Source organism: Nocardia sp. NPDC052566, assembly GCF_044547285.1.
In the GTDB taxonomy this organism is placed as follows: Bacteria; Actinomycetota; Actinomycetes; order Mycobacteriales; family Mycobacteriaceae; genus Nocardia.
Window position 1 is genome coordinate 228,564 of sequence record NZ_JBIUAF010000002.1, and the last position, 13,534, is coordinate 242,097.

Consider the following 13,534-nt stretch of genomic DNA (forward strand, 5'->3'; position numbering starts at 1 on the left):
ACTGCGCATCGTGATAACGAAAAACAGCCGGGTACCCGACTGGTTGGGTACTGTAACGTTTCTCACTATCGAGTGGCAATGATGGATTGCGCCATAACGGAACTCGATGGTGCACAGCGAGCGATCACGCACCTCGGGGCGCGTTGATATCGTGGACGAGGTGAATGTGCCGACCCTGGACGAGCGTTTGCCGCGCGGCCCGCACGGGCTGACCCGCGCGGAGGTCGCCCAATCGCAGCGCGGCCGGCTGTATGTCGCCATGCTCGACGCCATTGCCGAGCGTGGCTATCACCCGGTGACGGTCGCCGATCTTGTTGCGCGCGCCAAGGTTTCCCGGCGCACCTTCTACGAGCTGTTCGATTCCAAGGAATCCTGCTTCGCCGCCGGATTCGAGACCATCGTCGAGATCCTGCGTCTCCGGCTCACCGACGCCATCAAGGCTGCCGCACCGCAGGATTGGCGCCAGCTCGTGCGCACCTCGCTGACCGCCTACCTCGATGTCCTCGTCGACGACCCCGCCATCGCCCGAGCCGTGCACGTCGAGGCGCTGATCGCCGGGCCCGAGCTGGCCGGCTATCGGCGGCGGATGATGTCGGTCTTCGCCGACCGCATGCGCGCCGCGCACGACCTCGCCGTGCAGTCGGGTCAGCTGACGGGCCCACTTCCCGACGACGTCTTCGACTTCCTCATCGGCGGCCTCGACGACCGCATTCGCGACTGCCTGCAGACCCGCGGCCCCGCCGCGCTGCCGGAGCTGGAGCCGACGCTGTCGTTCATCGCGCTCACTCTGCTCGGCGCGCCACCGCATTCCGCGGCGTAGGTCGCCGTATCCGTCACCCACGCCGCTCCGGCATGGCCGGGGTGGAGCTCTCGCGTGCGCCGAGCATGACTCGCCAGCATCTTGATTGAACACCGTTCAAGATTAACCTTGAACGGTGTTCAAGTTTGTTGATATGTTGGCTGGCATGACGGCTGAGACATTGAATTTGTTGGTGGACAAGGCAATCCGAGGTGAGGCGCCGAACAGGGCTGAGGCGCTCGCGGTGCTTGCCGGAGCGGATGACCTGATCGACGTGGTAGCTGCTGGTTCGCGGGTGCGGCGGGAGTTCTTCGGCAGGCGGGTCAAGCTGAACACCATCGTGAACATGAAGAGCGGGCTGTGCCCGGAGGATTGCGGGTACTGCTCGCAGCGGCTCGGATCGGCGTCCGAGGTGCTCAAGTACTCGTGGATCACGCCGGGGAAGGCAGCGGAGGTGGCCGGTCAGGCCGTCGACGCCGGGGCGAAGCGGGTGTGCCTGGTGGCCAGCGGGCGCGGGCCGGGGGAGCGCGACATCACCCGGATCGAGCACACCATCGCCGCGATCAAATCCGATCATCCGCAGGTGGAGGTGTGTGTCTGTCTCGGCCTGCTCGCCGACGGCCAGGCCGAGCGGCTCGCGGCGGCGGGCGCGCACGCCTACAGTCACAACCTGAACACCAGCGAATCCCGTTATGCGGACATCTGTTCCACGCACACGTTCACCGACCGCGTCGATACGCTGCGCCGGGCCACGTCGGCCGGGCTGTCACCGTGTTCGGGGGCGATCTTCGGGATGGGCGAATCCGACGACGACATCGTCGATCTCGCGATCGCGCTGCGCGAGCTCGACCCGGACTCGGTGCCGGTCAACTTCCTGATCCCGTTCGAGGGCACACCGCTCGGCGATCGGTGGGAGCTCACGCCGGAGCGCTGCCTGCGCATCCTGGCCCTGTTCCGCTTCTACTTCCCGGATGTCGAGGTGCGCCTGGCCGGTGGGCGCGAAATCCATTTGCGCGCACTGCAACCGCTCGCTCTGCACCTGGCCAATTCGATGTTCCTCGGCGACTACCTCACCAGTGAGGGCCAGCCAGGCGCCGACGACCGCCAGATGATCACCGACGCAGGCTTCACCATCGAGGGCGCCGCCGAGCCCACCCTGCCCGCCGCCCGCCACGACCTGGTCGCCATCCGCCGCCGCGGCGCGGGCACCGAACTCCCCGCCAACGCCTGAGCCCCTGGTGCCCGCCCACTCCGCCGAGCGCAGTCGAATGGCGGTGCGACACACCGTACTCGGGGGCCATATGACTGCGCTCGACAGTTGAGCCCCACCGACCACAGTCGGACGGCGGTCACGCAGCCTGCTCGCGGTCCGCGGCGGCGGTGTCGCCGAGCGTAGTCAAATGGCGTGTGGCACGCCGTGTGTGGCCACCATCTGACTGCGCTCGATGGATCTCTGGCGCTAGTCGGGGCGGGCGCTGCCTGGGCCTTGTTGGCGAATGTCCTGTGTCGCAGCGTGTTCTGGGGGGAGGCGGCGGGCCATGGTCGGGTACACCACGACGAAGCCCGCGCTGTCGATGGTCAGGTCACTGGTGAAAGAGCCTGAGGCGTAACGGACTCGGCCGCCGTCGCCGTTCGTGTCCAGGTGGGTGTAGGTCTGGCGGTCCGGGATCACCCGCAGGGTCGGGACCTCGACGAAGGCCATCAGGAACTCGATGCTGCCCGGCTTGCGGTGCAGCGCGGTGCGAATGATGGGCATGGTGTTGGTCAGCGGTGAGCAGGCGATGTCGCAGTCGAGTGCCCCGGCGAGATCGGGCCGCGGCTCGCCGTTGACAGTCCAGTCGTCGCCCACGCGGCGCAGGTCGAGATGATGCTGCGTGGTCGGGGTGGCGGCGGTGATGGTCAAACAGGTGGTGGCCGCCTGGTCATCCGTATCGAGGGTGTAGGACAACCAATACGGCTCGGGGAGCTGGCCGACGGCACGACCTTCGGCGTGCAGGACCAAATCGTCCAGGGTGACCCACGAGGACTCGAACCCAGCCGTTTCCTCGACCTGCCAGACGAACTGCGCGACCATGCCACCACATCCTATTGATCACCACGTGCCAGGGGGCGGAGTTCGGATTAGCCTCGGATTTATGTGCCGAAACATTACTGCCCTGCGTGGGCTGGAGCCCGCGGCCACCACCGAGGAAATCCAGGCCGCGGCGTTGCAATATGTGCGCAAGGTCGGCGGGCTGTCGAGCATCTCCGCCACGAACAAGGCGGCGGTCGATGAGGCCGTCGCCGAGATCGCGGCGGTGACCGCCCGGCTGCTGAATCAGCTACCGGACCGGAAGGTACCGCCGAAGACAGTGCCGCCGCTGCGCCGACCCGAGGTCAAGGCGCGAATCGCCGCACGCGGCTGAGGGCGGCGGGGGATGACCGAGCGGAAACCGCCGGGGATCACGTTCGAATCGTGGATCGATAAGCAGGTCCGCGAGGCGACCGAGCGCGGCGAATTCGACAATCTGCCAGGCACGGGCAAACCGATCCCCGGTGCGGGCGCCGAGGTGGACGAGAACTGGTGGTTGCGCGGCTACCTGCGCAAGGAGGGGGTGAGCGGCGACGCGATGCTGCCGCCCTCGCTGCTGCTGCGCCGCGATGTCGAGCGGCTGCCGGAGACGCTGGCGGGGCTGAATTCCGAGGCACAGGTGCGCGAGATCATCGCCGACATCAATATGCGCATCGTCGAATGGCTGCGCATGCCATCGGGCCCGTTCGTCCCGGTCGCGCCGGTCGACACGGAGGAAGTCGTCGCCACCTGGCGGCAAGCGCGCGCGAAACCGGCACTCACGCGGGAACCGGCACGCGCGGCAAGGGAACCGGCGCGCGTCGTATCGGCAGGCACCGACCGCAAGCGCCGCCGCTGGCTACCGAGACTGCGCCGCAAACTCTTTCGCGCGCGCCCGTAACCGCCAACCGATACCTGCACGCGCAGTGCAGGAGCCCTGCGCGTCGTATCGGCGGTGACCGCAAACGCCGCCTGGGCGGCAACCCCGCCCATGACCGTCCGCCGAGCGCAGTCGAATGGCCCTGCGACACGCCGTAATCGGGGGCCATTCGACTGCGCTTGGCGGAGCTCGATCAACGCGGCGGCTGTCTGGCCTGTGGGTTCAGGCGGGGAGGGGGATGGTGGTGGAGCAGACGGTGTCGCGTAGTTGGCGGGGGGCGGTGTTGAGGGGGATGTCGTACCAGAGGTCCAGTTCCAGGCGGTTGCCTGCGCCGAGGGTGATCTCGAGGGGCTGGCGCTTGATGCGGATGGCGTCGATGCTCACCGGGTGGGGGGCGTCGGCGGCGTCGGTGAGTTGGTAGTCGTCGGAATTGGTGGTGTGAAAGGCCCTGTCGGTGTTGGTGATCGCCACGCGGACGCGCACGAATTGGCCCTTGGGCAGCCATTCGGCGTGCGTGCCGAGCAGGTAGCCGATGCCGGGTTCGACCTCCAGCGCGGTGACCGTCAGCTTGTCGCAGTCCTGCGGCGTGCGGGTCTCCGGCGCGGCCGTGGTGGTTGTCGTGGCCGTCGGCGCGGCGATCGGCGCCGGATCGGACGCACAGGCGGCCAGCGGGAGGATCAGGAGCGAGAGAAACCAGCGCACATGATCAAGGGTAGGGGCGCAGACCGCGCGGTATCGCCGATTACGTCGCGAAAACTGTTCAAGTGTGGGCGATTCGCTAGCCAAAGAAGGCGCGACTTGTTCCCTGGTCCGAGCCGCCGAGCCGCCGAGCCGCCGAGCCGCCGAGCCGCCGAGCCGCCGAGCCGCCGAGCCGCCGAGCCGCCGAGCCGCCGAGCCGCCGAGCCGCCGTGGTATCCGGAGCCGTGCCGGAGTTGGGCAACTGCTCTCGCGCGTTTGGCCAACGAATGGCTGCGGTGGCGGGCTCACCTGGTTCCGGTGGCTTGGCCGCCGATCGCGCCTGGAGCGGCGCCGGAGGCTTCGATGACGCCCGGAATGCCGTTCCGCACAATGAAACTGGCGCGGGTATGGATAGGCGCCCCTGGTCGCCGGACGTAGGGGACGACACGGAAGTCGTTGCGCCACTGGTGCTGATCCACCTCGACCCGCACATACCCGCGTTGCGCGTTGAAGAACTTCAGGTCCGGGTTGGCGGCGAGCAGCCTGCGCCCCTTCTCCGGGAAGTCGGCGCCGTCGCCGTTGGTCGAGATCGAGGTTCCGGTGAATTCCACCGCGACCACCGGCGACTCGGGGTCGGTGTAGTCGCGCCGCAACTCGGCGGCGTGGTTCTCGTGACGGTCGCCGGTGATCACGACGAGGTTGCGCACGCCACGGTCGGCGGCGGCGCCGAGCACGGCATTGCGATCGGCGACGTAACCGTCCCACGAGTCGGTGGAGACCGAGGTGTCCGGACCGGGATCGGTGTCGTTCTGGCTCATGCCGACCTGATTGCCGATGACCTGCCAGCGGGCGGGGGAGTCGGCGAATCCATCGACGACCCAATCACGTTGCGCCCCGCCGAGTATCGTGCGGTCGGTGGCGAACCGCGCGGCGCAGCCCGCGACGACGCTGCCGCCGCAGGCCTGCGCGGTGCGGTACTGCCTGGTGTCGAGCATGGTGATCTCGGCGAGGTCGCCGAAGCGATAGCGGCGGTGCAGGCGCATGGACGCCCCCGATGGCAGCTGCGCGATCCGCAGCGGCTGATGTTCGTACATCGCCTGGAAGGCGGCGGCCTTGCGGCGGCGGAACAGCGCGGGAATGCGATAGATGTCGATACCGAGCCCGGGTGCGTCGCCCGCCCAGTTGTTGTCGACCTCGTGATCGTCCATGGTGACCAGCCACGGGAACGCCGCGTGCGCGGCGCGCAGCGGCGCCTCCGCCTTGGCCTGGGCGTAGCGCAGCCGGTAGCCGGTCAGGTCGACGGCCTCGTCGCGCAGGTGCGGCTCCAGCGACATGCCCGCGCGGCCGCGCGCCCATGCCCGCTCGTAGATGTAATCGCCGAGATGCACGACCAGATCGAGGTCTTCCTCGCTCATGTGCTGGTAGGCGGTGTAGAAGCCGGAACTCCACGATTGGCAGGAGGCGAACGCGAAACGCAACCGCGAAAGGGGTTGCCCCGCAGCGGGAGCGGTGCGGGTCCGGCCGATCGGGGAGATCGCCGAGCCGGCGCGGAACCGGTAGAAGTACCAGCGGTCCGGGTCGAGCCCGGTGACCTCGGGATGCACGCTGTGCCCGAGTTCGCGGGTGGCGACCGCGCTGTCGCGCCGCACCACCCGGCGGAAGTTCTCGTCGTGCGCGATCTCGTATTCGACGGTGACCGGTGCGCGCGCCGTGCCCGCGAGCCCGTCGGGAGCGAGCGGGTCCGGCGCGAGCCGCGTCCACAGCACCACGCCGTCGGGGAGCGGATCGCCCGAGGCGACGCCGAGGGAGAACGGATCACCGTGCCATCGGGGCGCCGCGAATCGCGAGCTGCTCGCGGCCGCCGTTCCGGCGAGTACCGCGGCCGTGCCCGCGGCACCGAATCTCAACAACTGCCGACGAGACAGGCCCATATATCAGGCTAACCGAGATCAACTAGACGTAACTTCCAATAACAAGTAACCTGCTGGCAGCGCTCGGCAGTGGGGCCGCAGGCGTGACCAGACGAAACGAGTACCTCAATGACGCGGCATGTCGACGTACTGATCATCGGTGCCGGTATTTCCGGAATCGGGATGGCCTGCCACCTGACCCGCGAGGGCACCGGACGCAGCTACACCATCCTCGAGCGTAGACCGGCCGTCGGCGGCACCTGGGATCTGTTCCGCTACCCGGGAATTCGCTCCGATTCGGATATGTACACCTTCGGTTACGGCTTCCGGCCGTGGCACGGCACCAAGGTGCTCGCCGACGGCCCGCACATCCGCCAGTACATCGCCGATACTGCCGCCGAATACGGTGTCACCGAGCACATTCGGTTCGGCCGCAGGATGACGCGCGCCAGCTGGTCGAGCGAGGCCGGGGTGTGGACGGTCGAGGCGCACAACGAGCAGACCGGCGAGATCGAGCGCTACACCAGCAATTTCCTGGCCGGCTGCACCGGCTACTACGACTACGACAAGGGCTATCGGCCCGCCTTCACCGGCGAGGAGCGCTTCGGCGGCCGCATCGTGCACCCACAGCACTGGCCCGAGGATCTGGACTACGCGGGCAAGCGCGTGGTGGTGATCGGCAGCGGCGCAACGGCTATCACCCTGATTCCCGCGATGAGCGCCGACGCCGCGCACGTCACCATGCTGCAGCGCTCGCCGACCTACATCACCGCGCTGCCCGCCGACGATCCGGTCGCGGTCGGCCTGAAGCTGGCGCGGGTGCCTGCCAAGGTGGCCTACCGGATGGGGCGCGCACGCAATATCGCCTTGCAGCGCGCCAGTTTCCAGCTCTCGCGCACCAACCCGGCGGCCTCGCGCAAGGTGCTGCTCGGCGCGGTCAGGGCGCTGGTCGGCCCCAATATCGACATGCGCCACTTCACCCCGTCCTACAACCCGTGGGATCAGCGGCTGTGCGTGGTACCGAACGGTGACCTGTTCAAGGTGCTGCGCCGCGGCAAGGCCTCGATCGTCACCGACCACATCGACACCTTCACCGAGACCGGCATCCGGCTCGCCTCCGGCGCGGAACTGCCCGCCGACATCGTGATCAGCGCGACCGGCCTGCAGTTGCAGATGCTCGGCGGCGCGACGCTCGAGGTGGACGGTGCGCCGGTGACGGTGCGCGACCGCGTCGCGTACAAGGGCGCGCTGCTCGACGGCGTGCCGAACGCGATGGTGGTGATCGGTTACACCAATGCCTCGTGGACGCTGAAGGCCGACCTGGCCGCCGAATACTTCTGCCGGGTGCTCAATCACATGCGGGCGCGCGGTTTCACCGAGTTCGTCGCCGTGGCCGAGGACGCGGACCGCTCGCCGCATTCGCTGATGGGCGGCGCGCTGACCTCCGGTTACATCCAGCGTGGCGATGCCGTGATGCCCCGCCAGGGCGCCCGCGGCCCCTGGCAGGTCATCAACAACTACTTCCGCGACCGCGCCATGCTCCGCAAGGGCCCGATCGAAGACGGCGTGCTCACCTTCACCGCCGCGGCGAGCAAGCCGCTTCGGGTGGCCGACGCGCGAACCGCTTAGGCCGAGCGGATTACCGCGGTACGTTGCGGCTACCGCGGGCGCTCAGTGCGCGGATCGGTCCGATCAGCCAGCGGTAGACGGGCCGCACCGTGCGGCCGGGAAGATAGCGGTGACGTTCCTCCTGCCAGACTCTCGCCCTGCCGTGCGCCGCGATGGGCGACCACCGGTCGGGAAGCGGGGGTTCGGTGGTGTGGAATTCGATGCGGCACAGATGCTTTGTGCTGACGAAGCCGTACTGGCTCGGGCTGACCAATCGCACCGGGGCGCCGTGGTCGGTGTCGAGCGGCCGTCCGTCGAGGCGGTCGGCGATGAGCACATCGCTCGCCATGGCGTCTTCCAGTATCGCGATCGATCGGTAGCCGTCGAGACCTTCGAAGACCACGTGGCTGATCGATGCCGCCGACTCGAGCAGTGGTTCGACCTTGGTGCGGAAGAGGGTCTCGAACGGGACGCCTTCCCAGAGCAGACCGGTCGCCGACCATCCTGCGACGCAGTGGAAGTCGGCCGCGAGTTCTTGTCGCGGCAGGGTGGCGAGTTCGGTCGCGGGCATGGCGACGGCCTCGGTGACGGCGCCGCCGATTTCGATCACCGGGTCGGCGGGTACGGGCGGCGGTGGGTGATGCAGATGGGTGCCGAAGCGCGGGAATCCGTCCACGCTGCGTTGACCTGGGGGAAGTGACATCCGAACCTCAACTTATACGGTGGCGTATAACATCGAGCGTAGCTCATGCGGATCGTGGCGTCGACAGTCCGAACGTCCTCGTAGGCGCCGCCGGGATCGGGGGGAGGTCGCGAGTTCCGTTGATGCGGTGGGCTTTCGGTTTCGGCACTCTCCGTCGAGCGCAGTCGAATGGCCCCGGTACACGGCGTGTCGTAGGGCCATCTGACTGCGCTCGACGGGGTGCGGGTGGGGGTGTCAGTGGGCTGGGGCACCGGGGGTGCGGTGGATGGGGCGGTGGGAGGTGGGGGGTACGTCGGGACGGGTTTGCCAGGGGTGTGGTCCGTCGAGGGGGCGGTATTCGACGCCGAGGGCGTCGAGGCGGGGGAGATGGTGCTCGCGGAGGCGGGTCAGGAATTCGGGGTAGTCGCGATCGCCTGGGCTCCAGGCGATTTCGGCGATGGCGCAGAGGCGGGGAAAGGCCGCGTAGTCGACGCGGCGGATGGTATCGAGGTGCTCGCTCCAGATCTGGGCCTGGATGCCGAGGATCTTCGGGCCGGTGATCATGGGCTCGTAGCGGTACATGTCTTCGAGGGTGCGCAGGTAGCCGACGGGGATCGGTTCCTCGGGGTGATCGGATTGGCGATGGTCGAGGTAGACATAGTCTTCCGGGCACAGCACCACCTCGTGACCTGCCGCGGCCGCGCGTCCGGCCGCGGCTTCGTCGCGCCAGGCGCCGATGACCATGGGCGGGAGCGCGCCGATGTCGAGTACCTCGTCCCAGCCGTGCGCACGGCGGCCGCGACCGGCCAGATGGTCGGCGAGGTCGGCGACGAATCGGCCGTGTTCGGCTGTCATACCGGGAACTTCGTCGCCGCCGATGCCGATGATCGGTGACGGGAAGATGGTCAGCACGTGATCGAGCACGCGGCGGAAGAAGTCCAGCGTGTGCGCGGTGGGATTCAGCAGGGAGGTGCTGACGCCCCACGAGGTCCACACTTCCCACGGCTCAGTGGTTTCCGGGCCGAGGTCGGGGTAGGCGGCGATCGCCGCGCGGGCATGCCCGGGGATATCGATCTCCGGGACGACCGTGATCGCCCGCTCGGCCGCGTAGGCGACGATCTCGCGCAGGTCGTCATCGGTGTAGAAGCCGCCGTGCGGGCGGCCGTCGCGCTGCGGCCCGTCGTGCCTGCCGACCATCGAACCCGTACGCCACGAGGCGATTTCGGTGAGCCTCGGGAATTCGGGGACCTCGATGCGCCAGCCCTGGTCGTCGGTCAGGTGCAGGTGCAGCACGTTGAGCTTGTGTGCCGCGAGGAGATCGAGGAAGCGGAGCACCTCGGCCTTGGTGCGGAAATTGCGCGCGACATCGAGCAGGCAACCGCGCCAGCGGAATCGGGGGTGGTCCTCGACCACGCCGCACGGCACCGTGGTGCGCCCGTCGCCGATCGGCGCGGCGCGGAAGGTATCCGGCCCGGTCAGCTGCCGCAGCGTCTGCCGGCCGTAGACCAGGCCCGCGTCATCGGCGGCATAGAGGGTGACCTCGTTCGGCGTGATCTCCAGCCGATATCCCTCGGGTGGCAGCTCCGTGTCCGTGCGCTCGTGCAGCGGTGCGGGCCAACGGCATTCGCCGGGTAGCCGGGTCACCGAGACCGGGCGTGGTAGTAACGTGTCGAATCCTGGCATCAGCCCTTCACCGCCCCATCCAGTCCGGACACCAGCTTGCGCTGCACCAGTACGAACAGCACCAGCGCCGGAATTGTCATCAATGTCGAGGCGGCCATCACCGCGCCCCAGTCGGTGTCCTCCGGTTTGAAATAGACCAGAATCGCCTGCGGCAGCGTCTGATTCTCGGTCTTGGAGATGATGAACGTCTTCGCGAACAGGAAGTCGTTCCACGCGTGGATGAACGCGAGCACGCTCACCGACACCAGGCCGGGCAGCACCAGCGGCAGCAGGATCTGCCAGGTGAATCGGATCCGGCTCGCGCCATCGAGTTTCGCCGCCTCCTCCAGTTCGACCGGCACCGCGGCGACGAAGCCGCGCAGCAGCCAGATCGCCAGTGGCAGGCTGAACACCAGGTCCACCAGCATGATCGAGCCGAGCTCGTTGAGTCCGAACGCCGGTGTGGTGCCCCCGATGGAGCGCATCAGGAAGAACAGCGGAATCGTCAGCGCCTCCACCGGCACCATCTGCGCCACCAGGATCATCACCAGCAGCACCGTGCGGCCGCGGAACCGGAACCGGGTCAGCGCGACCGCGGACAGGAACGACAGCAGCAGCGAAAACGCCACCACCACAACGGCGATCAGCAGGCTGTTGAGGAAGTACCTGCCGAATCCGTTCATGGACAGCACCCTGGTGAAGCTGTCCATGCTCGGCGCGAACGTCCACGGTTTCGGGCTGGCCGATTGGATCTCGCCCGGCGGTTTGATCGCCGAGAGCACCATCCAATACAGCGGGAAGGCAATGAAACCCGCGATCACCACGGTGACGATCTCGGTGAGCAGGCGGCCGGTCTTGTGCGGACCGCGTCGCGTGCGGCGGGTCAGCGTCACCATGGCGTGCTCGCGCGCTGGGACCGGATGTAGAGGCCGGTGATCGACAGCAGCAACAGCGTCATCAGTACTCCGATCGCGGAGCCGAGCCCGTATTCCTGCCCGGCGAAAGCCTTTTGGTAGGCGTAGACATTGAGCACCAGGTTGCGCCCGGCGACGCCGCCGCCGTTGGTCATCACGTAGATCTGGGTGAACACCTTGAAATCCCAGATGATCGACTGGATCGTCGCGATGAGCAGCAGCGGCCGCAGCATCGGCAGGATCACCGACCGCGCGGTGCGCCAGGTGGACGCGCCGTCGAGCGCCGCCGCCTCCAGCACCTCCTCGGGGATGGCCTTGATACCCGCGTACATCGTCACCATGACGAAAGGGAACGAGCACCAGATCACCTCGGCGGCAACCAATCCGAACGCGCTGAGCGTGCCGAACGTCCACGAGTGGCCGTCCATCGACGTGAAGCCGATCCCGGTGAGCACCTCGTTGACGAATCCGAAATCGGTGTCGAACAGGAACAGCCAGACATAGGACCCGGCCATCGCCGGGGTGGCCCACGCGCCGAGCGCCGCGAGGAACAGCAGCATGCGCGGCAGCGCGCGGACCCTGGTGGCCAGCACCGCGAGCCCGGTGCCGACGACGAGCCCGCCGACCACGCACACCGCGCCGAATCCGAAGGTATTGGCGAGCACCGTCCAGAATTGCTTGTCCGAGAGCAGTTCCCGGTAGTTGCCGAGGCCGACGAACTCCAGCGGCGCGGTGCCCGCCGCCTGTGCCTGCCCGTAGTCGTAGAACGAGATGACCACGATCTGGTAGATCGGGTACGCGAGGATCGCGAGCAGCAGCAGTCCGGCCGGAGCGAGATAGAGCCAGGCGGCGATGGTGTCGCGGCTGAGCCGTCGGCGCGGTTTCGGCGCGATCGGCGGCACCTGTGCGGTGACGGAGAGTTCCTGAATCGCCATCCGCGCCTACTTGAATGCCTTGTCCATCGCCGCGGCCGCATCGGCGAGCGCGGCCGACGGATCCTTGGCTCCGGTGGCGATCTGCTGGACGGCGGTCGGCAGGATGTTCTGGCTGTCGATCTTCGACCAGGCCGGGGTGCTCGGCACGAACTTTGTTCCGGCCTTCAGTGTTTCGACGAACGGCCGCAGGAACGGGTCATTGGCGGCGAGCCGCTGCTGCACGCCTGCCAGGGTCGGCAGGTTGCCCATCGCCGCGTACATCTTCTCCTGGTATTTCGCGCTGCCGAGCAGCTTCACGAAGTCCAGTGCCAGGCCGTGGCGCTTGCTCGCATTGAATACGCCGAGCAGGTTGCCGCCCGCGAATGCCGGTGCGATCGAACCCGTTCGGGTGCCGGGCAGCGGGACCACCGCGTACTTGTCCTTCACCGCGCCCTGTTCCACGGCCTTGCGGTTGAAATCGCCGCCGATGGTCATCCCGGCTTTACCACCCGCGAACGCGGTCACGCTCTGGGTGCCGGTGAAATCCGCGCACTGGGCGGGCGGGCAGATGTCGTCGTGGATCAGCTCGGCGTAGCGGGTGATCCCCTCCTTCGCCTGATCCGAGTTCACGGTCGAGGTCCAGGTCGCGCCGTCCTGCTTGGCGAGTTCGCCGCCGTTGGCCCAGAGGTACGGCAGCATGGCGTAGGTGAACTTGCCGCCGACCGCGATTCCGTACAGATCGGGCTTCGCGGCCCTGATGCGGCGGGCGGTGTCGGTCAGCTCGGCGAGGGTGGTCGGCGGCTTCAGGCCGAGTTCGGTGAAGACGTCGGTGCGGTAGTAGAGCGCGCGGATGCCGGTGAACCACGGTAGGCCGTAGGTCTTTCCGCCGGATTTCGCGGTATCGAGGACCGAGGGGATGAGGCCCTTGCCCTCCGGCCACGCGGTGAGCTCGGCGCCGAGGTCGGCGAACGCGCCGGTGGTGGCGTAGCCGGCGAGGTCGGTGTTGCCGAATTCGGCGACATCGGGCGCGCTCGCCGGATCGTTGAAGGCGCCGGCGAACTTGTCGGCGCGGCTCGCGATCGGAACCCACTGCACGTCGACGTCGACATTCGCATGGGCCGCTTTGTATTCCGCGATGGCCTCCGCGACGACGGCCTCCTTCGGCGCGCGGTTCGCCTCGTCGAACAGCCAGACCCGCACCGTGCCGGTCTTCTCGTCGCCGCCCGCGCCCGCCGGACCGGACTGCACCGGCGCGCATCCGGCGAGCAGGAACAGTGCGGCACCGGCGGTTAGTGCGCGTTTCACATGTCCGCCAACGGCTTTGGGCCGGGATTCATGGTGCGGCATCGAGGTTCCTCCGGGTCACGCCTGCGTGGGTTGCATATTACGCAATGCATATTGCGAGCTATGCCACACTGTTCTAGCATCAACCTGGAT

Annotated in this window: 13 protein-coding genes; 5 read left to right on the forward strand and 8 right to left on the reverse strand. The window is 67.8% G+C overall.

Annotation, left to right across the window (positions count from 1 at the left end; genetic code table 11):
- Window positions 1–160 precede the first annotated feature (160 nt).
- Both ACIG5A_RS08435 and bioB read left to right on the forward strand, forming a co-directional pair.
- Window positions 161–820, forward strand: coding sequence for a TetR/AcrR family transcriptional regulator (locus tag ACIG5A_RS08435; protein WP_397239279.1), 660 nt, complete (start codon window positions 161–163; stop codon window positions 818–820).
- Window positions 821–965: 145 nt separating this feature from the next.
- Window positions 966–2,030, forward strand: coding sequence for a biotin synthase BioB (bioB, locus tag ACIG5A_RS08440; RefSeq protein ID WP_397239281.1), 1,065 nt, complete (start codon window positions 966–968; stop codon window positions 2,028–2,030).
- A 228-nt stretch (window positions 2,031–2,258) separates the two neighbouring features.
- On the opposite strand, the gene ACIG5A_RS08445 is transcribed toward bioB, so the two are convergent.
- Complete coding sequence (locus ACIG5A_RS08445; RefSeq protein WP_397239283.1) at window positions 2,259–2,873, reverse strand: putative glycolipid-binding domain-containing protein; 615 nt, start codon at window positions 2,871–2,873, stop codon at window positions 2,259–2,261.
- Between the two features lie 61 nt (window positions 2,874–2,934).
- Between ACIG5A_RS08445 and ACIG5A_RS08450 the strand changes: the two genes are divergently transcribed.
- Window positions 2,935–3,204: a DUF2277 domain-containing protein gene (locus ACIG5A_RS08450; RefSeq protein ID WP_397239285.1), complete on the forward strand. Its 270-nt coding sequence runs from the start codon at window positions 2,935–2,937 to the stop codon at window positions 3,202–3,204.
- 12 nt (window positions 3,205–3,216) lie between these two features.
- Window positions 3,217–3,750, forward strand: coding sequence for a DUF1992 domain-containing protein (locus ACIG5A_RS08455; RefSeq protein ID WP_397239287.1), 534 nt, complete (start codon window positions 3,217–3,219; stop codon window positions 3,748–3,750).
- Between the two features lie 201 nt (window positions 3,751–3,951).
- Here the strand turns inward: ACIG5A_RS08455 and ACIG5A_RS08460 are convergent, their stop codons facing one another.
- Window positions 3,952–4,431, reverse strand: coding sequence for a hypothetical protein (locus ACIG5A_RS08460; protein ID WP_397239289.1), 480 nt, complete (start codon window positions 4,429–4,431; stop codon window positions 3,952–3,954).
- A gap of 281 nt (window positions 4,432–4,712) precedes the next feature.
- Window positions 4,713–6,338 (reverse strand): alkaline phosphatase D family protein, encoded by a 1,626-nt coding sequence (locus ACIG5A_RS08465; protein ID WP_397239291.1) that lies wholly within the window; start codon window positions 6,336–6,338, stop codon window positions 4,713–4,715.
- A 108-nt stretch (window positions 6,339–6,446) separates the two neighbouring features.
- Here ACIG5A_RS08465 and ACIG5A_RS08470 point away from each other — a divergent pair, with 108 nt between their 5' ends.
- Window positions 6,447–7,946 (forward strand): flavin-containing monooxygenase, encoded by a 1,500-nt coding sequence (locus tag ACIG5A_RS08470; RefSeq protein ID WP_397239293.1) that lies wholly within the window; start codon window positions 6,447–6,449, stop codon window positions 7,944–7,946.
- A 10-nt stretch (window positions 7,947–7,956) separates the two neighbouring features.
- Here the strand turns inward: ACIG5A_RS08470 and ACIG5A_RS08475 are convergent, their stop codons facing one another.
- From ACIG5A_RS08475 to ACIG5A_RS08495, 5 genes are all read right to left on the reverse strand, one after another.
- A complete protein-coding gene (locus ACIG5A_RS08475) occupies window positions 7,957–8,628 on the reverse strand; it encodes a molybdopterin-dependent oxidoreductase (RefSeq protein WP_397239295.1) in 672 nt (223 codons plus the stop codon).
- A gap of 234 nt (window positions 8,629–8,862) precedes the next feature.
- Window positions 8,863–10,290, reverse strand: coding sequence for a beta-N-acetylhexosaminidase (locus tag ACIG5A_RS08480; protein ID WP_397239297.1), 1,428 nt, complete (start codon window positions 10,288–10,290; stop codon window positions 8,863–8,865).
- Window positions 10,290–11,165 carry a carbohydrate ABC transporter permease gene (locus ACIG5A_RS08485; RefSeq protein ID WP_397239299.1) on the reverse strand — a complete coding sequence of 292 codons (876 nt, stop codon included), beginning with the start codon at window positions 11,163–11,165 and terminating at the stop codon, window positions 10,290–10,292. The genes ACIG5A_RS08480 and ACIG5A_RS08485 overlap by 1 nt, the downstream gene beginning before the upstream one ends.
- Window positions 11,159–12,118, reverse strand: a complete 960-nt coding sequence (locus tag ACIG5A_RS08490; RefSeq protein ID WP_397239301.1) for a carbohydrate ABC transporter permease — start codon at window positions 12,116–12,118, stop codon at window positions 11,159–11,161. The genes ACIG5A_RS08485 and ACIG5A_RS08490 overlap by 7 nt, the downstream gene beginning before the upstream one ends.
- A gap of 6 nt (window positions 12,119–12,124) precedes the next feature.
- Entirely contained in the window at window positions 12,125–13,402 is a 1,278-nt protein-coding gene (locus ACIG5A_RS08495; protein WP_397239303.1) for an extracellular solute-binding protein, read from the reverse strand.
- Window positions 13,403–13,534: the final 132 nt, after the last annotated feature.

Excerpts from the sequence above, each read along its gene's own strand:
- ACIG5A_RS08475 (WP_397239295.1), bottom strand. The coding sequence starts at position 8,628 with ATGTCACTTCCCCCAGGTCAACGCAGCGTGGACGGATTCCCGCGCTTC.
- ACIG5A_RS08485 (WP_397239299.1), bottom strand. The coding sequence starts at position 11,165 with ATGGTGACGCTGACCCGCCGCACGCGACGCGGTCCGCACAAGACCGGC.
- ACIG5A_RS08470 (WP_397239293.1), top strand. The coding sequence starts at position 6,447 with ATGACGCGGCATGTCGACGTACTGATCATCGGTGCCGGTATTTCCGGA.
- ACIG5A_RS08455 (WP_397239287.1), top strand. The coding sequence starts at position 3,217 with ATGACCGAGCGGAAACCGCCGGGGATCACGTTCGAATCGTGGATCGAT.
- ACIG5A_RS08465 (WP_397239291.1), bottom strand. The coding sequence starts at position 6,338 with ATGGGCCTGTCTCGTCGGCAGTTGTTGAGATTCGGTGCCGCGGGCACG.
- ACIG5A_RS08450 (WP_397239285.1), top strand. The coding sequence starts at position 2,935 with ATGTGCCGAAACATTACTGCCCTGCGTGGGCTGGAGCCCGCGGCCACC.
- ACIG5A_RS08480 (WP_397239297.1), bottom strand. The coding sequence starts at position 10,290 with ATGCCAGGATTCGACACGTTACTACCACGCCCGGTCTCGGTGACCCGG.
- bioB (WP_397239281.1), top strand. The coding sequence starts at position 966 with ATGACGGCTGAGACATTGAATTTGTTGGTGGACAAGGCAATCCGAGGT.
- ACIG5A_RS08445 (WP_397239283.1), bottom strand. The coding sequence starts at position 2,873 with ATGGTCGCGCAGTTCGTCTGGCAGGTCGAGGAAACGGCTGGGTTCGAG.
- ACIG5A_RS08490 (WP_397239301.1), bottom strand. The coding sequence starts at position 12,118 with ATGGCGATTCAGGAACTCTCCGTCACCGCACAGGTGCCGCCGATCGCG.